This window comes from Streptomyces sp. NBC_00273, assembly GCF_036178145.1.
In the GTDB taxonomy this organism is placed as follows: Bacteria; Actinomycetota; Actinomycetes; order Streptomycetales; family Streptomycetaceae; genus Streptomyces.
Genome location: NZ_CP108067.1, coordinates 5,744,552 through 5,771,079, shown reverse-complemented (window position 1 = coordinate 5,771,079; position 26,528 = coordinate 5,744,552). Strand labels below are relative to the sequence as shown.

Annotated in this window: 12 protein-coding genes and 1 tRNA gene; 5 read left to right on the top strand and 8 right to left on the bottom strand. The window is 69.6% G+C overall.

Features of this window, described 5'->3' with window-relative positions:
• Positions 1–559: 559 nt before the first annotated feature.
• Positions 560–6,517 (bottom strand): RHS repeat domain-containing protein, encoded by a 5,958-nt coding sequence (locus OG386_RS25520; RefSeq protein WP_328790049.1) that lies wholly within the window; start codon positions 6,515–6,517, stop codon positions 560–562.
• Between the two features lie 717 nt (positions 6,518–7,234).
• Between OG386_RS25520 and OG386_RS25515 the strand changes: the two genes are divergently transcribed.
• A complete protein-coding gene (locus OG386_RS25515) occupies positions 7,235–11,509 on the top strand; it encodes a ricin-type beta-trefoil lectin domain protein (RefSeq protein WP_328790048.1) in 4,275 nt (1,424 codons plus the stop codon).
• A gap of 63 nt (positions 11,510–11,572) precedes the next feature.
• Here OG386_RS25515 and OG386_RS25510 read toward each other — a convergent pair whose 3' ends face one another.
• From OG386_RS25510 to OG386_RS25500, 3 genes are all read right to left on the bottom strand, one after another.
• Positions 11,573–12,118, bottom strand: a complete 546-nt coding sequence (locus tag OG386_RS25510; RefSeq protein WP_328790047.1) for a contact-dependent growth inhibition system immunity protein — start codon at positions 12,116–12,118, stop codon at positions 11,573–11,575.
• A 398-nt stretch (positions 12,119–12,516) separates the two neighbouring features.
• Entirely contained in the window at positions 12,517–14,004 is a 1,488-nt protein-coding gene (locus OG386_RS25505; protein ID WP_328790046.1) for a vanadium-dependent haloperoxidase, read from the bottom strand.
• Positions 14,005–14,311: 307 nt separating this feature from the next.
• A complete protein-coding gene (locus OG386_RS25500) occupies positions 14,312–15,805 on the bottom strand; it encodes an FAD-binding oxidoreductase (protein ID WP_328790045.1) in 1,494 nt (497 codons plus the stop codon).
• Positions 15,806–16,517: 712 nt separating this feature from the next.
• Here OG386_RS25500 and OG386_RS25495 point away from each other — a divergent pair.
• Together OG386_RS25495 and OG386_RS25490 are read left to right on the top strand one after the other, a co-directional pair.
• Positions 16,518–16,590: transfer RNA gene (locus tag OG386_RS25495), tRNA-Arg, on the top strand.
• Positions 16,591–16,820: 230 nt separating this feature from the next.
• A complete protein-coding gene (locus OG386_RS25490; protein WP_328790044.1) occupies positions 16,821–17,675 on the top strand; it encodes a nitroreductase/quinone reductase family protein in 855 nt (284 codons plus the stop codon).
• Here the strand turns inward: OG386_RS25490 and OG386_RS25485 are convergent.
• The 4 genes from OG386_RS25485 to OG386_RS25470 all read right to left on the bottom strand — a co-directional run bounded on the left by OG386_RS25485 (position 17,578) and on the right by OG386_RS25470 (position 24,339).
• Positions 17,578–18,954, bottom strand: coding sequence for an ATP-binding protein (locus tag OG386_RS25485; RefSeq protein ID WP_328790043.1), 1,377 nt, complete (start codon positions 18,952–18,954; stop codon positions 17,578–17,580). The two genes, OG386_RS25490 and OG386_RS25485, sit on opposite strands and share 98 nt — an antisense overlap.
• Before the next feature lie 225 nt (positions 18,955–19,179).
• Positions 19,180–19,383: a hypothetical protein gene (locus OG386_RS25480; protein WP_327384809.1), complete on the bottom strand. Its 204-nt coding sequence runs from the start codon at positions 19,381–19,383 to the stop codon at positions 19,180–19,182.
• Between the two features lie 145 nt (positions 19,384–19,528).
• Complete coding sequence (locus OG386_RS25475) at positions 19,529–21,499, bottom strand: MFS transporter (RefSeq protein ID WP_443053195.1); 1,971 nt, start codon at positions 21,497–21,499, stop codon at positions 19,529–19,531.
• A gap of 104 nt (positions 21,500–21,603) precedes the next feature.
• Positions 21,604–24,339 (bottom strand): D-alanyl-D-alanine carboxypeptidase family protein, encoded by a 2,736-nt coding sequence (locus OG386_RS25470; protein WP_328790042.1) that lies wholly within the window; start codon positions 24,337–24,339, stop codon positions 21,604–21,606.
• A gap of 186 nt (positions 24,340–24,525) precedes the next feature.
• On the opposite strand from OG386_RS25470, the gene OG386_RS25465 reads away from it, so the two are divergent.
• Both OG386_RS25465 and OG386_RS25460 read left to right on the top strand, forming a co-directional pair.
• A complete protein-coding gene (locus OG386_RS25465; RefSeq protein ID WP_030390041.1) occupies positions 24,526–25,260 on the top strand; it encodes a GOLPH3/VPS74 family protein in 735 nt (244 codons plus the stop codon).
• A gap of 295 nt (positions 25,261–25,555) precedes the next feature.
• Positions 25,556–26,440 carry a helix-turn-helix domain-containing protein gene (locus OG386_RS25460; protein WP_327384807.1) on the top strand — a complete coding sequence of 295 codons (885 nt, stop codon included), beginning with the start codon at positions 25,556–25,558 and terminating at the stop codon, positions 26,438–26,440.
• The last annotated feature ends 88 nt before the right edge of the window (positions 26,441–26,528 follow it).

The following is a 26,528-nucleotide window of genomic DNA, read 5'->3' as shown; positions in this document are numbered from 1 at the left end:
TCGAAGCTCCTCCCCCTCCGGCGTTCGATACTGCAGGAGCTGCATCCCTGGCCGCCAATGGCGATTACGTGAGATCCGACCACCCTCGGGTACTCGAATGGGACGCCGAGAAATCCGCTTAAAGCAAACGCCACTATCGTCCCTGGTCAACTTTCCGTAGACGAAACCCCGCGCCCCGTTCCCGGCTTTCCAGGCCAACCGGCAAGGGACGGCGGCGATCGTCCCGCCAGCAACGACCTCTGCCCGCCGACCGGCCCTTCGAGAAATCACGGCCCGCGCCGCAGCGCCGACAGCCCACCCGACCAAAGCCAGGGCGACTAACTCGATGACAAACTCCACGCCCATCCTCCTCATCAGCCCCTTCAACAGCAGGTGACCAAAGCCATTGACAGCAGTCAAGCGAACCATCCGCCCCAAGCCGCACTCAGCATCTCGAGGGGCTTGGCCTGCACCATGCCAGAAGCACAGCAACCCGAAGAGACCATGACATAGGGAAATGTCACTGCCCGACGGACCGTCGGGCAGTGACATGAGCCGAGCCTAACCCCTCAAAGTCGAACTAGAAGAGGTTCTTCATGTAGTTGACCACCCTTCCCCTCATGCCTGCGAAGTCGGTCCTGGCGAGACCGGCGAATAGCGGGTCAGAAGCCCCTCGAGTAGTGAGTCCGGCGCCAGCGATCCCTTGCTTGGGGCCGCGTATCAGGCCAAACAAGATCCCTCGGCCGAATGTAGCCCCACCGATCATCCCCATCACCTCTGCTTTCGCAGTGGGCAGAAGGAACTGGGTGGCCCCTTGAGCTCTCTCCTCTTCAGACGCAACTGCCATGTGGGCACCCAATCCAGCCGTGAATAGCGCAGCCGATCCAACCAAGAACAATCCGCCGCCGCACACCACTGATGCGATACAAGCCGCAGTTCCCAGAGCCGCTACGAATCCGATTCCGAGATCTACGCCCTTGTGCCTCCACCAGTCCGAGCTCCCTAGAGTGACGTTCCATGCACCACGGAAATCACCGGACTTCACGCTGGCGAGGAACCCCTTCTTTTCCGGCTTCTTCTCCACCTTGGGCGAAGAACCGGACCAGCCACGGTTGGAGGGCTTGCACCCGGGGTCCTTCCGGCAGGCGTAGTTGTTACGGATCTTCCGCTCGACGTAGGCGCGGTCGAGCGTGCCGCCGGCGGCAGCGACTTCCTTCTCGTAGCTGTAGCCGTAGTCGTACGGGTTGGATCCGTTGGTGCACTTGTACATGCCGCTCTGGCACTCGGGGAGGGCTTCGCCGGTGGGATCCGACTCCGTCAGCGGGCTGTTGTTGCCGTACTGGTAGCCGTTGTGCTGGCGCGGGTCCTCGACGACCATCAGCGGGTCCACCGAGATGAACCGGCCGATGAGCGGGTCGTATTCGCGGGCTCCGAGGTGGGTGAGGCCGGTGCTCTTGTCCTGCGTGCCTCCGACGAAGCCGCGTTCGCCGGGCCAGGTGGCCGGCCCCGCGCCGCGGTCTTCGCCGAACGGCTTGGTCGCGCGGCGCTGGACCTGGAGGGTCGTGGCGTCGACGGTGGTGGTGCCGGTGTTGTGGTGGTCGGCGGCGATGTAAGCGAGCTTGCCCTCGGAGGTGCGGACGATGGTGGTCCCGCCGGGGGTGGAGTAGTAGCGGGTGCCGGACACCGTGTTCGCGGTGGTGTTGAGGGTGAGTTCGTTCGAGCCGAGGTACAGGGTGGTCTTGCCCGGGTCCTTGCGCAGCAGCCTGTTGCCGTTGGCGTCGTAGAGGTAGCTGGACGTACCGGCAGCGGTGGTGGCCGAGGCGAGTTTGCCTTCGGGCGTCCAGGTCAGCGTCTGGCCGGTGTCCGTGGCGTCAGGGCGGGTGAGGGTGTTGCCGGCCGCGTCGTAGGTGGTGGGCTTGGTGACGGAGGGGCCGGTGCCGGTGGTCTTGGTGGTGGAGGTCGGGGCGTGGGGGCGCGGGGCGCCGGGCGCCGGGTAGGTGTGGGTGGTGGTGACGGTCTTGGCCGTGTCGCCGGCCGGGTCGTGGTCGGTGGAGGAGGTGCGGTTGCCGGTCACGTCGTAGGTGAAGGACTGGTGGTACGGGGCGAAGCCGCCGATCTTGCCCGGCTGGGGTGCGGCGTTGGTGCAGCCGCCGATTCCGGGGACGGACGGCCCGGGCTGGGTCGTGGTCGTGCCGGTGTCGGTCCAGGCCTGGGTCAGGCGGCGCTGGTAGTCGTGCGTGAAGCATTGGGTTTCGCGTGCGGCGCCCTGGGTGCTGGTCACCGAGGTGACGTCGCCGACCGGGTTGTAGGTGTAGTCGGTGATGTCGACCGGGGTGCTCGAATCCTGCTTCTTGAGCTGGGTGTTCAGGAGGCGTCCGGTGGCGGGGTCACGGGTCTGGGTGAAGCTCACCTGACGCGGGTCGTCTCCGAAGGTCGTGCGCTTCACCGTGCCGAACTCGTCGTAGTCGGTGAAGTTGACGTAGTCGTCGTTGTCCGATCCGTAGGAGGTGGGAAGACCGTTGTCGTTGCGGCCGGTGTAGAGGCGCTCCTTGGGCAGACCGCCCATGGCGGGCAGTGTGGTGCGGCGCTCCAGTCCGGTGATGGGGTCGTAGGTGGTCTCCGAGGTGTAGGTGCCGGTGAGGTCGCCTTCCCCGGCGGGGACGGTCAGCTTGGTTCCGGTGGGTCGGTAGCCGACGTCATAGCTGGTGGTTTCCTGCCGCCAGGGCTTGCCGTCCACCCAGCTGGTGGAGGCCGTGGGCTGACCGGGGAGCAGGGTGTCGTACTCGTAGGTGGCCAGTTTGGTGCCGTCGGCGGTGTTCAGGTTGCGGGAGGTGGGGCGGCCGAGGACGTCGTAGCTGGTGAAGACCTTGGTGCCCCGGGCGTCGACGGCGGAGACGGGACGGCCGGCGTCGTCGTAGGTGACGGTCGCGGCGCCCTTGTCGGGGTCCACCGAGCGGATCTGGCGGCCCCGGAGGTCGAACTCGTAGCTCCAGGCGTTGCCGGCCGGGTCGGTGATCCCGGTCAGTTTGCCTTCGGTGTTGTACGCGTACCGGGTGGCGTCGAAGTCGCCCTCGGGCTTGGTCCCCTTGTACTTGCGCCGTTCGGCCGTGTGCCCGAGGGCATCGGTGAGGACGCTGCTGGCCGTCTCCCCCTTCGGCGGGGTGGTGTCGGTGCGGTCGGCACCGGGGTAGGCGATGGTGGTGCGCCACTGCTCGATCGCCTTGGACGAGAAGGTCTTGGCGACCGGACGGCCGAGGCCGTCGTAGAGGGTGCCGTTCTGGCTCGGAACCATGTTCTCGTCGGGGACGAAACGGGTCTTCACCGGGTCGGACGTGGCGTTGACGTAGGACTCGTTGGTCTTGAAGGCACGGCCGTGGCTGTCGTAGTACGTGTCCGCGATCAGGCGGGTGGTCGCCGCTCCGTTCTGCGGGGTCGACTGGACCTGGACCTGCTGTCCGAACGCGTCGAAGATGGCGATGGACGTCGCGTACGACTGGTTCGCGCGGAGCGTCCGTGTGGTGACGGAGCTGGCGGCGGTGTTGGTGAGGTCGTACGTGAAGGTCTTGCTGGCGCTCGCGCCGCGTGCGCGGCCGGGCAGCCAGACGGCCGTGGTCCTGCCGAGCGGGTCGTAGGTCAGCTCCGTGGTGCGGTCGTTCTGGTCCACGGTCTTGACCGGCACCGCGCGCAGCGGGTGCAGGGTGGTCGTGGTGGTCCAGTCCTTGGCGTTGGTGACCTTGACCGTGGTGGCACGGGCCGGTGCGGCCGGCTCGTACGCCGTCGTGGTCTTGGCGCCGACGGCGTCCGTGGCACTGGTGACACGGCCGTAGGCGTCGTACGTGGTGCTGCCCTTCGGGCTGTACTTCGGCTGGCCGGCTTCGAAGCGGTCCAGTTCCTCGGTGCTGGTGACCTGGCCGGCGCCGGTGAGGGTGCCGTGGGGCTGGCCGTCGTAGTACGTGCGGTTGCGGCTGAGGGTGTTCGCCTCGGTTGCGGTGGCGGCGCAGTCGCTGCCCCGCGTTTCGATGGTTTCGGACACGCGGTCGAGCATCCAGGCCGCGGTGTTCCGGGCGTAGGACGTCACGGTGCAGGTGTCCGGGAAGCCGTCCGCCCGGTCCAGGTTCGAGATCTCCATGCCGTACGTGTCGTCGTACTTCACGGTCTCCGAGGTGGTCTGCCACGTCTTGTCGGCGCGCAGCTTCTTCTCCTGGGAAGAGCCCTCGCGCTGCATCTGTGCCGTGAGCGCGGGAAGCTTCGTGCCACGGCTGTGCGTGGCGGTGGCGGCGGAGAGCCACGGCTCCTTCTTGGCCACGGTGACGAGTTCGCCGCCGTCGGATGCGAAGGTCTGGGTTTCGCGGACGGTGCCGGCGAACGGGTTGCTGTCCTTGACCGGGCTGCCCGTGAGGCCGGTGAAGGTGGCGGTGCGCTTGGTGCCGTCGGCCTTGACGTCGCCGTCCATGCCGCGCAGGTAGAACGTCGCGGTCTTGGAGACGGCGTCGGGGGCGGTACCGGTGCGGGTGATGACCTGCTCGTAGCCGCGGAACTGGTTCCAGGTGCGGCGCTTGTCCTCGGTCAGTTCCTCGTCGTCCCGGTGCCAGGCGGCGCCGCCGACGTACTCGTAGCGCGTCTCCTTGGGCCTGGAGCCGCCGAAGGGGTCGAGTTCGGTGACTCGGGTGACGACGTACTTGTGGAACCAGTCCAGGGTCGGATCGTTCGGGCTCTTCTCGTCCGGGTTCCAGTAGACCGGGTAGCAGCGGGTGGTGTTGGCGTCCTTCGAGGACGGCAGGCCGGCGCCCGGCGCGCAGTCCGGGTCCGCGTATCCGACGTCGATGACCTGGCCCGTTTCGGAGGTGATGCCGACGATGCGGCGTCGGTTCATCGCGGGCCTGTTGTCGGCACTGGAATCGACGCGGTTGTTCTTCAACGCGCCGGTGAAGGTGATGGGCTTGGTCTCGAGCGTGACTTCGCCGTCATGACCGGTGCGGGTCAGCGAGGCGAGCCACAGGGCGGGCGCCGTGTGGTCTTCCGGGTTGGGGAACTCGTGCTTGAGCTCGTAGACGTCGACGTCGTCGTAACCGCCGCCGGCGTTCAGAACCTGCGTAGTGATCTTGGTGAGGCGTTTGGTGGTCCAGAACGTGGCGGAATAGTTCTCGCAGGTGCCGGTGCTCGCGCAGTTCTGGTCGAAGGGGACGTCGGGCCACTTCGTTGCGTTGGCCTTGGTCAGTTTGGCCGGGGCGCAGTCGAAGCCGTCCTTTTCCGGAAGGCAGCGCTCGGACGTGCCGAAGACCACCTGGGCGGTCGGCTTGACGGTGTCCGCGTCGGTCAGCTTCGAGCCATAGGTGATCTTGGCGAGGTTGCCGCCACGGACGTACGGGGTGAGATCGCCCTTGGGCGTCGCCTCCGACGCTCCGCGCTTGTAGTGATTGGTTTCCGTGTCGTACGAATGGGTGATCACCCCACCGCGCGGGTCGACGACGAAGTCGAGGTTCCAGCGCCAGGCCTGCTGGCACCAGGACGCGGCGAAGGTGGACTGGTGGCACTCCTCGCCGGCGTTGTTGCCGTAGACCGGTGTGGTCCAGGCGGAGTTGGTCGGCGGGGCGGTGGTGCTGCCCGGCTTGCGGCCCACACCGAAGTAGTACTGGGTGCCGTCCGCAGTGGTCACCTTCCAGTACTCGCCGTTGTTGTCGCCGTTGGCCGCGCCGGTGAGCCGCTCGACCTTCGACGCGTCGTCGTCCTCGAGCCGCCAGTCGCCGGTCGCGTCGTTCCGCACCAGGGGCGAGGACTTGCCGTTCAAGGAGAGGACTGCGTTGTGGCCGGCCAGGCACTGCTCGCTCGATTCGGCCTGACCGTCCTTGGCGCACGGCTTGAAGACCCGTTCGACGAAGCCGGGCGAGTAGTCCCAGCCCTCACCGACCCACGAGGCCTGGTTGTTGGTGGCAGCGGTACGGCCGTCAACGGACTGGGAGCTGTAGGCGAGGGAGACGGTGGGCTTGGCGCCGCCCAGTCCGTCGGGCACCGCGATCGGGTACGACCAGGAGAACCCTCCCGCGCTCCCGCCGCCGGCCCACTTGCCCGAGGGCGCCAGGCTGGTGGCCGCGTACGTACCTGCGGGGCCGCCCGGGGCCGCCGACGCGGCGATCACGGTCGCCCCGCCCGGGCCGCCCGAGGCGGCGCTCGCACGTGCACCGCCCTGTGCGGAGGCTCCGCCGAGGGCCACCTCCGCGCTGAGCAGCCCGGCGCGGTCGCCGTCCCTGGCGGTCTGCAGGGGCGTCTGCGTACGGCACTCGGCGCGCTCGGGAGTGGTCAGGGCACACTCGGGGAGGGCGACGAGGCGGGCGCGGGAGAGCCAGTCGCCACCGAAGGCCCCCGCGATGAACGAGACGTCCACCGAAACCTTGACCGGGCCGCCCTGCACCGATTCCCCGGCCGGCCGGACCGCGAGCAGCAGGCCCTGGACGCCGGCCTTCTCCGCGGCCGACCGGTCCGTGAGCTGCACCGCGGCCTTGCCGGTGCGCGGCGCGCCCTTGGCAGGGGCGGGACTCACCCAGACGGGAGCAGCGCCCGCGCGGCTCGGGTCAGCAGCGGGAGCCGCCGGGACGTCGGAGGGTGCGGGCGCCCTGAGCAGCGAACCACGGGGAGGGGCGGGTCGCGCGGCGCCCAGATCCACCTCGGCCTGCGAGGCGGGTGGCCAATACACGTCCTTCGGGCTCCAGGCCCTCGCCCCGTCCCCTTTCGGAGCCTTTGCGTCCGATTTCGAGACGCTCTTTCCGGGGACCGATTCCGTTTTCTCTAACACCCCTGGTGACCAGCGGCTTTTCTCTTTGGGCTGCCACTGTGCGGCTTGGGCGGTGCCCGAGCCCACGACCAGTGAGAGTGCCATCAATACGGAGATTGCGATGCGCTGTTCAATCTTCGCGTTTCTTCTTACTGGCCGAAACCAAGCCGCTGGTACCGACACGGCATTCCCCCCACGGTCGCCGAGTAGATCAATTGGCCTGGGAGCCTAGCGTGTTAGCAAATCGCAAAATGCAGATCAATTCGGACAAGGCGTGCTCCACCGACACGCCCACGCCGCAAAGATGTCCGAAAAGGGCCCGCCGACCCGGGGGATGACTCGTTTGCATCAGTCAATTGATCACGATTGTGGGAATAAATTCCAAGGAATATTCGATTCCATATTCGCACCCGCGGGGGATATGCCAAAGGGGCTGTTAGCGTTCACGCCCAGTTGACAGGCAGCAATCAGACTGGGGAGTTTGCCGTGGGGGGCACACTGAGAAAGAGGCGACCAGCCAGCTGGCCGATCGCCATTGCGGGGCTGGTCACACTGGCCCTGCCCATCACGTCCGTCGGCGCAGCACCAGCCGCTTCGGCGGCACCGGCGGCGGGCAAGGCACCGGCGGCGGGCAAGCCGGCAGCACCGGCCGCATCCGGCGCATCCGGCGCACCCGCCGCTCAGACGCCGCCGAAGCGGCCGACGACCGAACGGGAGGCCGCGGAGGACGCGGCGCTCGTGGAGGCCAAGCGCACCGGGAAGCCCGTGCCCGTGGCGGCGTCGACGACCGAGACCGACACCGTGGTGGCCAACCCGAACGGCTCCCTCAGCCTGACCCGCAGCGTCGCCCCGTTGCGCACCCAGCGCGACGGCACGTGGGTCGACCTCGACGCCACCCTCGTCAAGTCGGCCGACGGCACGCTCCGCCCGAAGGCGACCAGCAACGGCCTGACCCTGTCCGGCGGCGGCACCGCGCCGCTTGCCGCGCTGGAGCAGGACGGCAAGCAGCTCGTGCTGAGCTGGCCGGAGCCGCTCCCCACGCCCGTGCTGGAGGGCGACAGCGCCCTCTACCGCGAAGTGGTGCCGGGCACCGATCTGAAGGTGACGGCCGACAAGGCCGGCGGGATCTCCCAGATCCTCGTCGTCAAGTCCGCCGAGGCCGCCAAGCACCCGAAGCTCGCCAAGCTGACCACGGGCCTCAAGGGCGAAGGCGTGACCGTCTCCGCCGACAGCCACGGCAACCTCAAGGCGGCCGACGCCTCGGGCCGTACGGTCTTCCGCGCCCCGACCCCGACGATGTGGGACTCCACCGCCCCGATCCAGGCCCCGCTCGCCAAGCCCTCCGGCTCCACCGCGTTCTCCCAAGCGGCCAAGGGCCGAGGGTCCGCGCCGACCGGCGCGGGCGAAGAACCTGCCCGGCCCGTCTCCGGCACCGACGGCCCGGGCGACTTCGCCAAGGTCGCCCCGCTCCGGACCGACCTGGGCAAGGACTCCCTCGCCCTGACACCGGACCAGACCTTCCTCACCGACCCCGCGACCGCCTACCCGGTGTACATCGACCCGGCGTGGCAGCCCACCAGTCGCGGCACGCAGCACTGGGCTTGGGTCCAGGAGGCCTACCCCGGCGCCGTCAACTACGACGACTACGGCAACACCTACGACCCGGGCGTCGGCTACCAGCGCTGGCGGACCAGAACCGGGCTGGAGCGCTACTACGTACAGGTCGACACCAGCGACCTGGGCGACAAGAGCCTGAAGAAGGCCTCCTTCTTCGCGACCCAGTCGTACGCGGCGGACGCGACGTGCAGCCGGACCTACGACGTGGACCTGCACTCCACCGGAGAGCTGCCCTCCAACATCACCTGGGACACCCAGCCCGTCGACTGGGAGGTCCTGCGCACCACCTCCATCAACAGCGCGGGCGGCCCCGGCTGCCCCGGCTCCACGAGCCGCGGCGAGTGGGACGTGCGCGACCACCTCGCCGCCAACCACTGGCGCGGCAACCTCACCTACGGGCTCTTCGCGTCCAACGAGTCCAAGAGCGGCAGCAACAACTCCTTCAAGCGGTTCACCCGCAACAAGAACGACCTGCCGTTCCTGTACGTCGAGTACAACCGGCGCCCGTACGACCCCTGGGCGCTGGGCACGTTCCCCGCGCCGAAGAACCCCAGTGGCACCGGCTGCGGCTGGGTGGGCGCCACCAACTACGCGGGCCTCAGCATCGGCGCTTGGATCGGTGACCCGGACGGGCAGACGAACGACGCGCACTTCCTGGTCTACGACACCGCGGACTCCAGCCTCGCCTTCGACAGCGGCTGGATCGGATCCGCGGGCGGCACGCACTGGGTCTCCGCCCACCCCACCTACCTCGTGGACGGCCACACCTACACCTGGCAGGTCCAGAGTGGCGACGGGGACATGACATCCAATTGGCTCACCGGCTGCAGCTTCACCATGGACACCCAGCCGCCGTCCGTTCCCGTGGTCACCTCCGCCGAGTACCCGCCGTCCGGCACCCTGCCCGGCTCCGCGCAGCACATCGGCCAGCCCGGAACCTTCACGGTGAAGTCCACCGATTCCCTCAGCGGCGTCACCTCCTACGAGTGGGCTCTGGGCGGGACCATCCCGGTGGGCGGCGCCAATCAGGTCGAAGCGGCCGCCGACGGGAGCGCCACGCTCAAGCTCACCCCCACGACCTGGGGCACCAACATCCTTCGCGTCCAGTCCGTGGACCGCGCCGGCAACCGCTCGCAGCAGCACACGTACGCCTTCTACGTGCCCGACGACCCGAACGCCAAGACGACCCTCGGCGACATCACCGGTGACGAGCGGGTCGACTTCATCGCCCCGACGGACAACGGCGACCTCGTCGTCTACCCGACCGCCGTCGACCCGGCGGCCGGCGGCGTCATCGCCTCCAACGCGGCCAACAGCCCGGGGGGCAAGGGCTGGGGTCCCGGCACGCTGACGACGCATCGCGGCGGCAACGGCATCCGCATCGACGACCTGTGGACCTACCGCGACGGAGAGCTCACGCTCTACCGCAACTCCCTCACCCAGGGAGGCCTCGACGCCAATGGCGGCCTCTACTACAACCGGACCAACGCATCCGGTGTGCCACGGCCCTACACGCAGGACTGCAAGGTAGCCGCCACCGGCCGACCCTGCGGTGCGGAGTACGTCGAGAACTGGACCCGGGTCAAGCAGATCCTTGCCGTCGGCGACGCGCTGCCGGAAACGGGCGTCGCCCCTCGCAACGACCTCCTCACCGTGGAGAACGACGGCACGAGCAGTTCACTGGTGCTCTTCCAGGGCACCGGTGCCACCGGCGAACTCCGCGATCCGCTCGTGCTCGTCCTCAGCCCCACCGGCTGGGACAACCTCACCCTCATCGCACCCGGCGACGCCACCGGCGACGGCCTTCCCGACCTGTGGGCCCGTGACGGCGCCACCGGTGACGTCTACCAGTACGCGAACGTCGCCGGAAACCCGGCAGCCCTCGGTGACCACACCAAGCGCATCAAGATCGCCTCCGGCCTCCAGGCCGCCACCCATCCCGTGGTCGGCTCGTCGGGCGACACCAGCGCCGACGGTGTCCCCGACCTCTGGGCCCTGGACAGCCTCCACCGGCTGCGCACCTGGGACGGCACCGCCACCGCCGGGAAGGTCACCGGATTCGGTAGCGGCCGCACCATGGGCGATGCCCGCATCTCCAGCTCGCACTGGAAGCTGACCGAAGGCGCGGGATCCGCTGCCGCTGACCTGCGCGGCCGCAACAACGCCGCGCTCAGCGCCACCGGCGCCACCTGGGCCAACGACACCGTCGCCGGCACCGCGACCAAGGTGCTCGCCCTCGACGGCAAGACCGGCAGCGTCACCGCCACCGGCCCCGGCGTCGACACCACCCGGAGCTTCACGGTGTCGGCCTGGGCCAAGTCGGAGAAGCCGTCCGTCGTCCTCAGCCAGGACGGCCAGCACGCCAGCGGCTTCATGCTCTGGCACGACGCCGACGGCACCTGGCGCTTCGCGATGTCGGTCAAGGACGACGACGACTGGGCCTATGACCAGACCATCACCATGAACGACGCGGCCAAGGTGAAGACCGGCGCGTGGACCCAGCTGACCGCCACCTACGACGCCTCCACCGGCCTGATCGCCCTGTACGTCAACGGCACCCTGGCCGGCACCGGCCACCACGCCAAGACCCGTGCCTGGAACGCCACCGGCCCCCTGGTCCTGGGCCGCTACAAGCACCAGAGCCTGCCCGCCTCCTACTTCGAGGGCAGGATCAGCAACGTCGCGGTCTACGCCCACGCCACCGTGCCCACCACCGCGGGCACCGGTACCAAACTGATCTCGGCATCGAGCTCGGCCAAGTGCGCGGACAACAACGGCGGCAGCAACGCCGATGGCAACCGCATCCAGATCTGGGACTGCAGCAACACCGACGACGACACGGCCCAGAGGTTCGAGGTCACTGCGAACGGTGAACTCCGCGTCGGCGGAAAGTGCGTGGACGTGTCAGGAGGTGGCACGGCCAACGGCACCCCGGTCCTGCTGTGGACGTGCGCTACCGGCGCCTCCAACCAGCAGTGGCTCCCCACGGCGACCGGCGGCTTCTTCAACCCGAACGCCAACCGCTGCCTCGACGTGCCGAACGGACGACTCGACAACGGAACACAACTCAACATCTGGGACTGCAACGGCGGCAACAACCAACGCTGGTACACACCCGGCCTCGCCACACCCCTAGCCGGCTGACCGCCGGTCCCACCCTGCCGGCCCGCCCCTCCGCAACCGCGGAGGGGCGGGCCGGTTTCCTCCTCATCCCCGGGATCGGTGGAGCACCGTCCCCCGCACGTCCGTCAGCCATTGCCGCAGCCGCACGCCCTGCGGCGGGAGAATGCTGAGCCCGAGCGTAGCCGCCGACTTCTTGAGCAGTTGATCCGATTCGTTGAGGACCAGGAAGTCTTCGATCTCGCCCGCCACCTGCCAGAGGTCACTCTCCGCAGCGCCTGAAACGTAGTCGTCCAGAGCCTCTCGGTGCGAGGAGTACTCCAGTGAGAAATCCTGATGGAAGTACGCTGCCATCAGGTGCGAGAGTTCAGGAAACCGCTCTCTCCATTCCCATGCGGTCTGTGGGGGCAACCGAGAGGGTGAATCCGGTTCTGCAAGGAACCGCCGGAGGTGCCCGCCGACGACGGCAAGGCATCCCTCCACCGTCCCCCCGCGGGGAGGGCGGATGTGAGGCAAGAGATCGACGTCATCCGCGATCTCATCGCTGAACAGACCCGTCTCGAGGAGGTCGTCGATCTCCGCTGCCGCCTCGGCTGCGCGCGGGATCGAGCGCGGCTTGCCTGAGGTAGGCACTGAGCGCAATTCCGCGACGGTCCTCCGTGTCATCGAAGGCGTAGCCGGTCACCGTATAAGAGCGCAGGAGCTCGCGCAGCTCACGGAAACGATCGTTCGACGGTGTCACCTGTTGGTGCCTTGCTCTCGAGCACGGAACGGGGATGTGGGGATGTGAAGTGAGGACGACGGCGGTGGCCACGCTCTCACGGGCTGCCGGAACGGCGGGTCCGCGCCGAGGACCGCGTCGTCAGACGAGCGATCTCCCAGTACGCCGCACGTGGACCCACCATCGACCGGACCACCTACAAGGCCACCACCAACCCGTTCACAACCGGCCCTTGACTCACCCGGTCCCGCCTCGACTGAACGGCGTTGGTACTAGCGGCCTCTCCGCTGGCGCGGGCCAGGGCGTCGGTTCACTGCTGATGCGGGTGGCTCGATCGCGTCGGCTGGAGCGCGTTGGCGAACACGTAGTCGCCGACGTTGGTGCCGATCTCCCTCCCGTCCTCGGCGTCCCAGCGGAAGTGCACGCCCAGCCACAGTCGGCTGAACTCGCCCTCCTCGGCGACCTGGCTGAAGCTGTTCATCCGGCGGAACCGCTCGAGGGTGTGCGGGTCCTCGGACTGCGCGGTGAACGAGGCGTCGTCACGGCCGAAGAAGTTCTGCATCGCGGCTGCCCACGCACCGGTGAAGTTGGCGTGCCCGGAGGTCCAGGCGATGAAGCAGGGGGTCCACGGCCTTCCCGCCCGGTCCGCGCTGAAGGGCTGCCAGTTCGCGTTCTCTCCGCCCAGCGCCTGGATCGCGGACACCGGACGCCATTCGTTGATTGGCCCGTCGAACTTGCTGTCCCAGGCCGCGATCCCGGCATCCGCGAGGGTCAGCGCCGACAGTGCGAACAAGCGGGTCGTCTCGTACGTGTCGAGCTCGAACTTCTTGGCGACCGTCCCGGTCAGCTGCAGCAGCTGTCCTGGGGGGTGGTAGGTGCCGTTCAGGTCGTGGTCCCAGAACCAGCCGATGACCGTCTGTTCGCGGGTGCGCTCGGTGGAGTCGGCGGCACCCACGCGTCGCACCTCGTCGACCTGGCGCGCGTACTCCGGGCTGTTCACCATCTTGTCGTAGGAAGTGAACCCACGCAGGCTGGGAGGCCGGAACTGCGAACCGGAGCGGAGCACGAACGGCTTCACCTTGCCCCAGTTCGGGGTCACGGCGTCGCCGGGCTCCTGGCAGGCCCCTTCGTCAGCCGTCGCCTCTTCGCCCGTCGGCCGCCAGGCTCCGGGTGTGGTGGTGTCGCCGTCGTAGAGCTCCGTGTTGTCCGAACCGTCGTGCGCCCGCGCCTTGTTGATCTGTCTCACCACGCGGTCGACCACAAGCCGGTCGAGGGGGTCGTGGGCGTGGGGGGAGCGGCCGGTCCGGGCCTCGTACCGGGCGTCGATGAAGGCCCGGTCGCCCGGGTACAGCTCGGAGAGCATCCGGTACGCCGTGCGGTCGATCAGCCGCTCCTCTTCGTCCGCGCGCGGCTTCGACGAGTCGGTGGCGTACTTGAGCGGCCGGTTGAGGTACGGCTCGTACTTCATGGTTCCGTACGTGTTCTGGTAGGCGCTCTCGGCGTTGTAGATCGCCGCGAAGACCATGGCCCCGGATCGGGAGAGTTTGCCGGGCGAGGCGTCCGAGCCCCGCGCATTGCGGAACGTCTGGAGCAGGACCTTGTTCCAGTACTGCGTCGGATCGCCCTTGCGCTCCGGCCCGGCGGCGGCCTGCGGCGCAGCGGCCGCCACCGGACTCAGCCCGGCGAGCAGGGCACCGGCCACGACGACGGCCCGGAGCCGTCCCAGGCGCCTGCCGGCGCGGAACTTCGAGCGCGGGAGCGCGGACTTCGCGGCCGACTGACGGCCATGGTTGGGCATGAGGGGCACGGCGTTCCTTTCGACGTCGCTGATCAACGGTGAAAGGTTAATGTCGGAAATATCAATATTTGAGTGAACCGCGCCGATATGGCGACGCTCTTGTGTTCATCGGTATGTACGTGGAAATGCTCATCCGATCGCGGTCGCGACTGGTGGGCAGTGCACCAACTGGCCCACGAACGGACGCAACTTCCCAAGCGCACGCCGCTGCCGCCGTGGGGACCCGTTCACCACCCGGCGGAGGCCGTCGCGACGCGACTGCGCCCCCTCACCGGTCCGGGGAGGGGGCGCAGGCCCTGCTCGTGCGTCAGGACGCGGGCGGAATGCTCTGCTCGTACTTGAAGACGTTGTGCGGGTCGTACTCCGCCTTGATCGTGCGCAGTCGGTCGAAGTTGGATCCCCAGTAGGCGGTCTCCCAGTCCTGCATGCCCACGTTCGGCACGTTGACGTAGGCGCCGTCCACGTAGGGGCGCAGGGCCAGGCTGAATTCGGCGATCCAGGCCTGGGCCTGCGGGGTGAGCGGGTCGCAGACGCCCGGCTCGTCGGAGCGGGTGCCCCAGCCGGCACCGGGCTCGGAGTAGAAGAGCGCGTCGCGGTGCGGGAACGCGGCGCCGCCACGGGGGGTCTTCCTGACCGCCCCGCCGAACGCCTGCGCGAAGAAGTTGCTGTCGTCCGTGGGCGCGTTCTGCATGAACGAGACGATCACATCGATCGCCTTGCTCGGGAACGGCTTTCTGGTGAACTGGGAGTAGAACTTCCAGTTCGCGGGTTCGTCCGCGGTCGGGATCTGGAAGCCGGCATACACGTCGCCCCAGTTCCCCACCTGCACCGTCACTTGCGGGCTGTCGATCGACAGGAGCGGGTCCAGCAGCTTCTTCGCCTCCGCGGGCGTTCCTTCCGCGAGGACCCCGAACAGGAAGATCTGGTTCCGGTGGATTTCGAGCTGGGTGCCGAGGCGGTCGTCGAGGTACGGCGCAGTGCGCTGATAGGTGTCGAAGAGCCTGCGCAGGTCGCCGATTCCGTCCCAGGTGGCCTGTACGTACGTGACGCTCTTCAGCGGGGCCACTTTGTAGGTGAGTGAGGTGACGATCCCGAAGTTGCCGTTGCCCGCTCCGCGCAGCGCCCAGAGCAGGTCCCCGTTGTGGCGCAGGTCGACCTTGACCACCTTGGCGCACTCGTCGCCTTCCGCAACCACGATCTCCGCACCGATCAGGCTGTCGCAGGCCATGCCGAGCCAGCGGGTGAGGAAGCCGAAGCCACCGCCGAGCGTCGCCCCGGACAGGCCCACGGTGCCTTCGGTCCCCGTCGTCACCGCGAAGTTCTGCTCCGCGAGCGTGGTCACCGCTTCCAGCTGGCTGAGTCCGGCGCCGACCGTCGCGATACGGGCGGCGCTGTCGATGTGGACCGACTTCAGCTCGCTGATGTCGATCACGAGACCGTTGTCGACGTTCGACCAGCCCTCAAGGCTGTGGCGGCCGCTCCGGACCCGTACCGCGACGTCGTTCTGCCGGGACCACGTCAGGGCGTTGACCACGTCCTGGGTGTTCTGGGCGAAGACGATGACCAGCGGGTAGTGGGAGAAGAGCTGGTCCCAGCCGAGGCGGGCTTCCGTGTACCCGGCGTTGTCGGGGCGGACGATGCGGCCGGTCAGCTTCGCCGGCGGGCACTTCGTGTGCTTGGGGGGCTCGCTCACGGCGCTCGCACCGTGGGCCTCCGCGGTCGTGACGCCTTGCGCGACGACCGCGCCGGCACCGGCGACCGCGGTCGCCTTGAGTAGTTTGCGACGGGAAAAATCATTCATAGTCCGTCTTTTTCCTCTCGGCCACCGGTAGGCGCCAATAATTCCCTTACGGGCGATTTAGGTGAAGTGGACAGTAGCAAGGACGTCTGCGGTGGACTGCGCCGACACACTCGCGATCTCGGCCGTAGGGGTTGACGCCGTAGCTCTGCAGGGCGAACCCGGTGTGCTTGGCTGGTGATACGGCTGCAATACCGGGGCGGATGGGCTGCAGTCCCTCCGGAACCTCCCGAGTTCGCCCTTCCGGTGACCGATCACCTCGTCGAGGCGCAGGAGTTGGTCGCCGAGTTGGACTCCATCGGCTGGCCGAGGAGGAGGCGTCGCGAATCGGGTACTGCGGCTCCGGACGTACCGGAGCCAACGCCGACGCAGCGGACCACAGGGCCGAGATCTCCAAGGTGACCGGGCTCGCGGCCGGAGCCCTCCTCGTCCCGGACTCACAGACGATCAGAGCCACCCCGCACCCGACATCACCGAAACGCGCAGGTCACAGGGCCCGAGATGGACGCGCCCGAGGCGCACGCGAATCGAGGCGACCTCGGCCAGCCTGATCCGCTAGGCTGTCAGCGGTCAGTCGGCTACCAGGCGCGTGCCCGGGAAAGTGTCCGCGAGGACGCTGCCCGCTCCGCATACGCACGCAAGCTGACCAGGACGTTCGTCCGTCCGAGTCGGGCGGCCCCAGCGGGGTTTCCGACAAGGTTCGCGACGAGCCCCCGCCTTCGTAGCTCAGGGGATAGAGCACGGCTCTCCTAAAGCCGGTGTCGCAGGTTCGAATCCTGCCGAGGGCACGGACGGGGCCCCGCGGTCGATATCGATCGCGGGGCCCCTTCGCGTTGTGGTTACATGGCGCACGTGTCGCGTGACGCCGCCTACTGAGATGTGGGCCGGGCGGTGGTTGGGCAGGCACCTGTTGTTGAAGGACCGGGCCCATGGGCATGTACGCCACCGGCTACGGGTGATCTCCCTCGGTTGTTTCGCTGCCGTCGCACGCACACACACCGTGAGGAACACGCACTCCGTGTCATCGTTCAATCGCACCATCATCGAAGAGTTCAGGGCGAACGCCGGCCAGGTCGGCGGGCCCTTCGAAGGTTCCGAGCTGATCCTGCTCACCACCACCGGCGCCAGGTCCGCGAAGCCGCACACCGTTCCGCTCGGGTTCGCCCGCGAGGACGGCGGCGGGGACGGCGGCAAAGAGCTGTTCGTCGTCGCGTCCGCCGCCGGGGCCGACCGGCATCCCGCCTGGTACCACAACCTGCTCGCGCGGCCCCTCGTGGAGGTCGAGACCGGGAGGGACACGTACGAGGCCGTCGCCGTCCCCGCCCAAGGGGCGCGGCGGGACGAGCTGTTCGCGCGGATCGTCCGTGCGGAGCCCGGGTACGGGGAGTACCAGGCGCGCACCCGGCGGGTGATCCCCGTCGTCGCGCTCCAGCGCACGCACGAGGTCCCGGCCCGGGAGGGCGGGATCGCCGGGAAGCTGCTCGACGTGCACGGCTGGCTGCGGGCGCAGCTGGCCCTCGTACGGGAACTCGCGCGCGAGGAGCCGCGGGGCGCCGGGGCGGCTTCGCTCGGGCTGCAACTGCGCCAGCACTGCCTCGCGTTCTGCCATTCGCTGGAGTTCCACCACCGGAGCGAGGACGCCGGCCTCTTCCCGTACCTGGAGCAACAGCATCCGCACATGCGGGAGTTCTTCCGCCGGGTGGGCGCCGAGCACCGCGCCATCGCCCGGCTCCAGGAGGAGTTGGTACGCGCCCTGGACGCGCCCGGCGTCGGATTCAGCGAGCGGGTGGAGCGGATGAGCCGGGAGCTGGAAGCCCATCTCGACGGCGAGGAGGCGCAGTTGCTCCCTGTCCTGCGGGCCCTGGAAGCGTGACGCGGGCCTCGGCGCCGCCCGCCTCCCGGTTGCGGAAGGTGAGGGTGGCGCCGAGGACCCGGGCCTGGCCGGCCGCGATGGTCAGGCCCAGCCCGTGGCCCTTGTTCGTGCCCTCCGTACGGAACCGCTGCGGCCCGTTGGTCAGCACGTACTCCGGATAGCCGGGGCCCGAGTCCGTCACGGTCAGGGTCCGGCCGTCGACCGTGAGCGTGACCGGGGCCGCGCCGTGGCTGTGCGCGTTGGCCACGAGGTTGCCCAGGATCCGCTCCAGGCGCCGCCGGTCCGTGTCCACCCGCAGGGATCCGCGCGAGCCGCGCACCTCGCGCGCCCCGCCCGCCGCCCCGCGCACCTCCAGGGCCGTGTCGGTGCCCGAGGCACGGATCGCGCGCGCCGCCAGGTCGGCCAGGTCGTGCGCGTCCAGCTCCAGGCGTTCGCCGCGCGTCTCCAGCCGGGAGATCTCCAGGAGGTCCTCGGTCAGCGAGCGCATCGCCCGCACCCGGTCCCGTACGAGCTCGGCCGGACGGCCCGGTGGCAGGAGCTCGGCGGCTGCGTTCAGGCCGGTCAGCGGGGTGCGGAGCTCGTGGGCGACGTCCGCCGTGAACCGCTGTTCCGCTTCGAGCTTGCCCTGGAGCGAGGAGGCCATGGTGTCCAGGGCCCGGGAGACCGCCGCCACCTCGTCCTTGCTGCGCGTGCTGTCGTCGACGCGCGCGTCGAGGTCGCCGGCGCTGATCCGGCGGGCCACCTGCGCGGTCAGGTGCAGCCGCCGGGTGATCCGGGTGACGACGAACGCGCCGATGAGGAGGGTCACCCCGATGGCGAGTCCCGAGGAGCCGAGGATGGCCCGGTCCAGTTCGACGATGGTCCGCTCGCTCGCGCGGAAGTCCACGGAGGCGGCTATCGCAACGCCGTGGGCGGCGGGCCCGGCCGCCCACATCACGGGCCGGCCCCGGTGCCTGCCGACGGCCGTGCCGCGCTTGCCGCCGACCGCCAGGGCGCGCAGCTCCGGGGGCAGGCCCGCCGGGTCGATGCCTTCGCCGCGCGGCATGCGCCCGCCGGTCTCGTAGGCCTCGATGGTCCGTTCCAGCCGGGTCAGCGCCTTCTCGCGGGCCGCGCCCACGGTCTGGCGGGTCATGGCGCCGTGCACGAGGCAGCCCAGCAGTGCCGCGAGTCCGCAGCACATGAGGGTGATGAAGACCGTGGCCTTCCAGGTCAGGGTCGAGGTCCAGGCGGGCAGCCGCAGGGGCGGCCGCGACCGCTCGTCGCGCTGCGTGTCGTTCATGGTCACGTCACGGTAATGCGCGAGCCCCGGAGGGTGAGCGGCTGTATCCGGCCGGATCGCACCGGCTCCGGCCGGATCGCGACGGATCGCGACGGATCGCCGGGCGGACCACTGCACCGGACCCCTGCACCGAACCCCCGCACCGGACCGCTGCGCCGGCACACGGCGGCGGCTCGGGGCGCACGAAGCCCTTCCGGCCCGGCCGGAAGGGCTGTGCCATCACGGTCAGCTCAGACCACTGCTGCGTTCGCCGATGCGGTCGCCCTGCGGAGTGCCGGCCCGCTTGAGCGCGGCCTTCGTGTGCAGTCCGCCCTTGACCTTGCTCCGTACCGGACCGCTGAAGCCGTGTCCCGGAGCGCGCGGCGGTTGCGCCTGATCCTGCGCCCTCGCGATGGCCGCCCGGACATCCCGCTTCTGCTCTTTGTTCATCCCGTCGTCAACTCCTTCGGGAAGCACCCAATCGGACTACTGGGATCGTATGCACATATACGGACCAACGCACCCGGACCGATGTGCAAAGAATTCCGATCAAGAGCCCGAGCGAGAGCCCGATCAGGGCGCGATCAGGGCGCGATCAGGGGCGCGGCGGAGCCGGACGCTTCGGCTGGCCGAGCGTCTGGTGCACCAGGTCCTCCGGGCAGGGCGTCCCCCGCGGCAGCTGGTACTTCGCCGCCACCCGGTACTCCCCCGGCGCCGGTGCCAGCAGCTCCGTCCACACGTCCCCGGTCTCGTCCGGAGCTGCCTTGAAGAGGCATCCCGCCGTGTTCGCGTACTGCTTGCGCAGCGCGCCGCCGTCCCCGCTCCCGCCCCGCGCCTTCGAAGCGAAGGTCTCCTGCGGCGGCGGTACGGGCTTGCCCGTCGCGTCCACCAGCCCCAGCCACGGCGAGTGCGGGATCCGCACCAGCACCCGTCCGGGCTGCTTCACGTCGACGACCAGCTGGTCGGCGCTCGCCCGCACCACGGTCGCCGGTCCGGCGACCAGGTCGGTGGGCTCCTGGACCTTGAAGAGCAGCCAGTTCGCGTCGCCCCACACCTGCTGGAGGTACGGGAGCCCCCCGCGCACCAGCTTCGCCTCTTCCTCGCCGCCCGAGTCGGGTTTGTCGGCGGGCAGCACCACGTAGTGCACGGCCCAGCGCTCCAGCCAGGCCCGGTAGCTGTCGGCGGTGAGGGTGTCGTCGTAGAAGAGCGGGTTGCGCTCCAGGTCGGCCTGCCGGTTCCAGCCGCGCGCGAGGTTCACGTACGAGGGGAAGGCGGAGGACTCGCGGTGGCTGCTGGCCGGGACCACCTCGACCCGGCCGCGGTCGGCGCCGGCCTTCTGCAGCTGGTCGACGAGCGGGGCCAGCTCCCGGCTCCAGGCGGCCAGCGGGGTGGTGCGGACGATGTCGGTGACGCTGTTGGTGGTGATCCAGGCGTTCAGCCCGACGAAGGCCAACAGGACCGCGTACCAGCGCCGCGAGCGTGCTGGGGGCACCTCCCGGCGGTAGCCGGGGGATTCGTACGGGAGGGCCGCGAGCAGCGCGACCCCGCCGAACAGCATCACCAGGCGGGTGACGTTCGAGCCGACCTGGGAGTCGATCGCCCAGGTGAGGAAGACGCCGAGGGCGTAGACGGCCGAGGCGATCCGGACGGTCTTCCACCGCCTCGGTACGAGGAACAGGATCAGCAGCCCGAACAGGAACGGCAGCCCGGCCGATCCGATCTTCATCGGCTGCGTCCCGGAGAAGGGGAACAGCCACGCCGACAGCCCCACCACGGCCACCGGGGCCAGCCCCAGCGCGTACGCGCCCGGGCGCCGCCCGCTCAGGAACAGCGCGGCCGCGATCACCCCGAGGAAGAGCCCGGCGACGGGGCTGGCGGCGGTCGCGAGGCCGGCCAGCGGGGCCGCCACCGCGGCCTTGGCCCAGCGCCGCTCGGCCCATTTGCGGGGCCAGCAGAAGACGGCGGCCACGGCGCCGAGCGCGAACATCACGCCGAGGCCGAAGGTGACGCGGCCCGAGAGGGCATTGCAGAGCAGGCCGTAAACCCCGGCCAGGGCGGGCCACAGGGGCTCGCGCACGGCCCCGCGGCAGCGGGTCAGGATCAGCGCGAGGAGCCCGGCCGAGACGGTGCCGGCGATCATCATCGTGGTCCGGACGCCGAGCATGTGCATAAGGTACGGCGAGACCACGCTGTACGAGACGGGGTGCATGCCGCCGTACCAGGCGAGGTTGTACGCCGAGTCGGGATGGCGGCCGACGAACTCGGCCCAGGCGTCCTGCGCGGCCAGGTCGCCGCCGCTGTTGGCGAAGCTGAAGAACCAGACGACGTGCAGCAGCCCGGCGAGGACGGTGGCGACGACCACCGGGTGGCGCCGGGCACCGTCGAGAACGGCGCCGAGCCGGCCGCGGGGCGGCCGTGCGCCTCCGGGCGTGGAAGGCGCGGCGGACCCGGCGGGCGTGGCGGACCCGGCGACCACGGCGATCGCGGACACCGCCGGAGCAGCGCCGTCGCCGTCGGCCGGCGGGATGGCTTCCGGGCGCCGGCCCTGCTGCTCAGCGGTCGTCACTGCCGCACTCCCCAACCCATGAGTCCACGAACTTCCCTGGGGCCTAGACGCGGCCCGGCGCCCCGGGGTTGCCCGGGGCGCCGGATCCACGCTCTCACCGGATGTCAGCCGACGCGCGTCAGCTTGCTGCCGATCCCCGGCGCGGCCAGGTCGGACTTCAGCGCCACCGGCACCTTGACCTGGCTGGCACCCTCGCCGACGGTCAGCACGCCGACCTCGGTGCCGGCCTTCGCGGTCTGCGGCAGCTTGCCCCCGCCGTCCGCGAGCTTGATGTCCACGGTCAGCGAGGCCCAGCCGACCGCCTGCACGTCTGCGGTGGCCACCACCGGCGTCCGGCCGCCGAGACCGTCGTCGACGTAGCCCACGACCTGGCCCTTCTTCACGGCGGTCGCGCCGTCGAGTGCCTTCTGGGTGGCGAGCATCAGCTCCTTGCTCGCGGCGAGCACGGTGTCGATGATCGCCGGCTTGTGCTGGCCGAGGACGGCTCCGACGATCAGCTGGTTGGTGTTGCCGACCTTCTTCTGGGCGGCGAAGAGCAGGTTTCCGCCCGCCTTCGTCGTCGTACCGGTCTTGATGCCGAGCGCGCCGGTGGGTCCGGTGAGGCCGTTCCAGTTCCGCCAGTTCTTGCCGGACGGGTCGACCCAGTTGGGCTTCTTGGTGATGTCGAGCAGCGTCTCGATCTCGACCAGCTTCAGGCCCAGCTTCACCTGGTCCTCGGCGGTGCTGACCGTGGTCGCGTCCAGACCCGAGGGGTCCGTGTACGTCGTGTTGGTCATGCCGAGTTCCTTGGCGGTGTCGTTCATCTTCTTGACGAACGCCTCCTGCGAACCGGAGTCCCAGCGCGCGAGCAGCCGCGCGATGTTGTTGGCCGACGGGATCATGAGGGCGGCGATCGCGTCGTACTCCGAGATCTTGTCGCCCTCCTTGACCGTGTCGAGGGTGGACTCGTTGTCGGTCGAGTTGTTCTTCTTGCCCTCGGTCTCGGCCGTCTTGTCGACGTCGATCATCGCGCCCTGCTCACCCTTCTTGATGGGGTGGTCGCGCAGGATGATGTACGCCGTCATCGACTTGGTGACGCTCGCGATCGGCACGGGCTTCTGCTCGCCGGACTGGCCGAGCGTGCCGAGACCGGCGGCCGCCATGTACGCCTGTCCCTCGGAGGGCCACGGCAGCTGGGGCTTGGCACCCTCGAAGGTGTACGAGGACTTGCCGGTCATGACGAGCTTTGGCTCCGGCAGCGGGCGCACCAGCTGCACGACGGCCAGGATGACCACCAGGAGCGCGACGAGCGGCGCGTAGATCTTGACCCGCCGGATGGCGGTGCGCATCGGGCTCGGCGGCGGGGGCGGGTTGTTCGTGAGGTCCGCCAGCATGTCGAGCGGCGGCTTGGGCGGCAGCGGCTGCTGCGTGGTCCGCTCGGAGTGGTCGAGCCGCGCGACGGCGGGCGGCACCGGAACCTTCGGCCGCTGCCCGGCCGAGGGCGCGGACGTGGGCGCCGGCGCGGGCGCGGACGTGGGCGCGGTGCCCTCCGGACGCAGCGGCACGAAGGTGCTGCCCTTGGGCGTCTCGGCCGCGGGCTTGGCCTCGGCGGGCTTGGCAGCCGCGGGCTTGGCCTCGGCCGGCTTGGTGGCGGGCTCGGCCGCGGTCTGCTTGGCCAGGGTCGGCCTCGCGGCAGCGGGCTTGGCGGGGGCCGGCTTCGGGGCCGCCGCCTCGGCCGCGTCCACCTTCGGGACGCGGAAGACGGCGGTGCGCTCGCTGTCCGCGGGCTTCTCGGGCGCTGCGGCCGGCTTCGGCTCAGCGGCCGGAGCAGGAGCAGAAGCGGAGGCGGGCTTCACGGCACGGAACACCGCGGTGCGCTCACTGTCCGCGGGCTCGTCGACGACCGGCTTCACGGCCGCGGGCTTCGACGGCTCCGCGGCAGGAGCCGAAACGGAATCGGCCTTGAAGGCGCGGAACACGGCAGTGCGCTCACTGTCCGCGGGCTCTTCGGCCTTCGGCTGCTCGACTGCGGGCTTCGGCTTGGCGGGCTGGAAGGCACGGAAGACGGCGGTGCGCTCGCTGTCCGCGGGCTCCTCCGCCTTCGGCTGCTGGGCCGCGGGCTTCGACTCGACGACCGGAGTGGAAGCAGCGGGGGCAGCGGAGGCCTTGGAAACGGAATCGGATTCGGGGTCGGGATCGGACTCCGGCACTTCCGCATCGGCATCCGGCGTGCCGGACCCGACGGCGTCGGGCTCGTCCGCGCTCGCCTCGTCGTCCGCCGAACCGGAACCTTCAGCTTCGCCCGTTGCGGCAGCGTCGGTGGCATCGTCATCGGCGTCGTCGGCGGAGGCGACCCATGCCGCCACGGCATCCCGCAGCGGGTCCCGCTCGCCGGCCCCGGACTGAGCCCCGGACCCGGACTCGGCTCCAGACTTGGCCCCGGCCCCGGACTTGGCCCCGCCCCCGGACTCGGCCCCAGACCCGGAACCGGACTCGGACTCGACTGCGACCCCGGACTCGGCCCCAGACTTGGCCCCGGACCCGGACTTGGCCCCGCCCCCGGACTCGGCCCCAGACCCGGGACCGGACTCGGACTCGACTCCGGCCCCGGACTCGGCTCCGGACTTGGCCCCGGACCCGGGCTGGCCTACAGACCCGGACTCGGCTCCGGCGCCGACCTCGGCATCCGCATCCGCATCGGCCTGGACATCGACGTCGACGTCGACACCGGCACGGGCGGCCGCGCCGCTCTCGGGATCGCGCGGCCGGAACACGGACAGCCTCGGATCACGCTCCGCGGACGACTCCGCCGCCCCCGGCGCTCCTGCATCTACCGACTTGTCGGGGGACTCGCCCGCCACCGTTCCTCCTCCATCGCCGCCACGTCCGGCTGTCCGAATGTCTAACAGTGTCCCGTCTCGGGAGCATCGCCCCCGTGCGAGACGAGAACGACATAGCTGCGGGTTCCCCCACAAAGCGGCCACGCGCTCTCGACAGATGAATGTGAGAGGCGTCACCCTGTCACTCATCCACGCGGGGAGGCATGGATGGGCAGGAGCCGCAGAACAATTCCGGAGGAGCTTCTGCTGCTCGCCTTGGACCCGGCCACGGGTACCACGGCGCAGCCGCAGTCGCTCGACCTCGGCCTGGCCGGGGCACAGCTAGTGGAGCTGGCTCTGGCAGGACGGATAGCCCCTGATGGGGATCGTATCGCCGTGGTGATGCCACGGCCGACAGGAGATCCGACTCTGGACTCCGCACTGGAACTGCTGCGCAGGCGCGGCAGCCCGGTACGGGCCGTCCACTGGATCGGCGGACCCCGACTGGGGCTCCGTCAGATTTACCTCGCTCATCTGGAGCGCTGCGGCATGGTCCATGCCGTCGCGGGACAGATGTGCGGAGTGCTTCCGACGACTCGCTACCAGGCGACGGACACGGAGATCAGCCGGGAGATCCGAGCCCGGCTCGACAGTGCGATCCGCACCGGCGTACCGCCGGACCCGCGGACCGCGGCGCTCGCCGCACTGGCCCACGCGGTCGGACTCGGCAAGCACCTGTACCCCGGCAACGAGGGTCGGTCGTCCAGGTCCCGACTGCGGGACCTGATCCGGCACGACCCGATGGGCGGACTCGTGGCGCATGCCGTGATGGACGTCCAGAACGGTGTGGCCGCACAGCCACGCCGTGACCGCGCACCCGCACCGCCGGCCCGGGCCACGGCGAGCAGCGTTCCGCTGCAGCCGCGCCGGACGGGCGCGATGGCCCGCGCGGCCGCGCACTGATCCACCCCGTTCCACCCCTGTTCCACCCCCGATCCACCCGATCACCCGTTCCACCCGCTTCATCGCACGACCATTGCAACGCCACCGCCCAGGCCGACCGTCCGCGAGGACCCGGTCGGTTCGGGTGCCGCCAGCGCGCGGGGTGGCGGGGCCGGTTCGCCGACCCCGCCGCCCCGCGCGTCTGTGTTTCCGGGCCGTTCCCCAGCGGCGCCGCCCGCTTCGGTGGCAGTCTGCTCAAGACCAGATACGCAGAGAGACAGATGCAACGACAGAAGAAGGCGGAGGTGCCGTTCACGTGGCGTCCAATGTCAATCCCACCGTCCGACGCCGCCGACTGGGCATGGAGTTGCGCAAGCTCCGCGAGGACAAGGGCATGACGGCCGAACAGGTCGCCGAGCGCCTGCTCGTCTCCCAGTCGAAGATCAGCCGACTGGAGAACGGCCGCCGATCCATCAGTCAGCGCGACGTCCGCGACCTGTGCGACGTCTACGAGGTCGAGGACCGCCGCCTCATCGACTCGCTCATGCAGATGGCCAAGGATTCCCGCCAGCAGGGCTGGTGGCACGCCTTCGGCGACATCCCGTACAGCGTCTACATCGGCCTGGAGACGGACGCCGCCAGCCTTCGTACCTACGAGCCCCTGGTGATCCCGGGGCTGCTCCAGACGACGGAGTACGCACAGTCGCTCGTCCGTGGCGCGTGGCCGGAGACCGCCCCGGCCGACGTCGACAAGCGCGTCCAGGTCCGGATGCACCGCCAGAAGCGGCTCTCCGAGACGGACAACAACAACCCCGACCTCGGTCCGCTGCGCCTGTGGGCGGTGATCGACGAGGCCGCGCTGCGCCGGCGCGTGGGCGACGCCCAGCTGATGATCAGGCAGCTCGAATACTTGATAGAGCAGTCGGAGCAGCCCCACGTCACGGTGCAGGTGATGCCCTTCGAGCTGGGCGCGCACCCCGGCGTGAACGGCCAGTACGCGATCCTGGAGTTCCCGGACGCGTCCGATTCGACCGTCGTCTACATCGAGGGCGTGACGAGCGACCTGTACCTGGAGAAGGCCAACGACGTCCAGAAGTACAGCGTGATGTACGAGCACCTGCGCGCACAGGCGCTCAATGTCGACCAGACCCGCGACTTCATCTCGGGGATCATCAACGAATATGCCGACAAGGGCGCTTAAGGGCGGGATACGGCCGGTATCCACCGTGCGCGTGACAGGTGGGTCGGCACCGTACACCGTCACTCCCCAGCCACAGAAGGCTTGAATG

Excerpts from the sequence above, each read along its gene's own strand:
- OG386_RS25505 (WP_328790046.1), bottom strand. The coding sequence starts at position 14,004 with ATGCCCAACCATGGCCGTCAGTCGGCCGCGAAGTCCGCGCTCCCGCGC.
- OG386_RS25500 (WP_328790045.1), bottom strand. The coding sequence starts at position 15,805 with ATGAATGATTTTTCCCGTCGCAAACTACTCAAGGCGACCGCGGTCGCC.
- OG386_RS25485 (WP_328790043.1), bottom strand. The coding sequence starts at position 18,954 with ATGAACGACACGCAGCGCGACGAGCGGTCGCGGCCGCCCCTGCGGCTG.
- OG386_RS25480 (WP_327384809.1), bottom strand. The coding sequence starts at position 19,383 with ATGAACAAAGAGCAGAAGCGGGATGTCCGGGCGGCCATCGCGAGGGCG.
- OG386_RS25465 (WP_030390041.1), top strand. The coding sequence starts at position 24,526 with ATGGGCAGGAGCCGCAGAACAATTCCGGAGGAGCTTCTGCTGCTCGCC.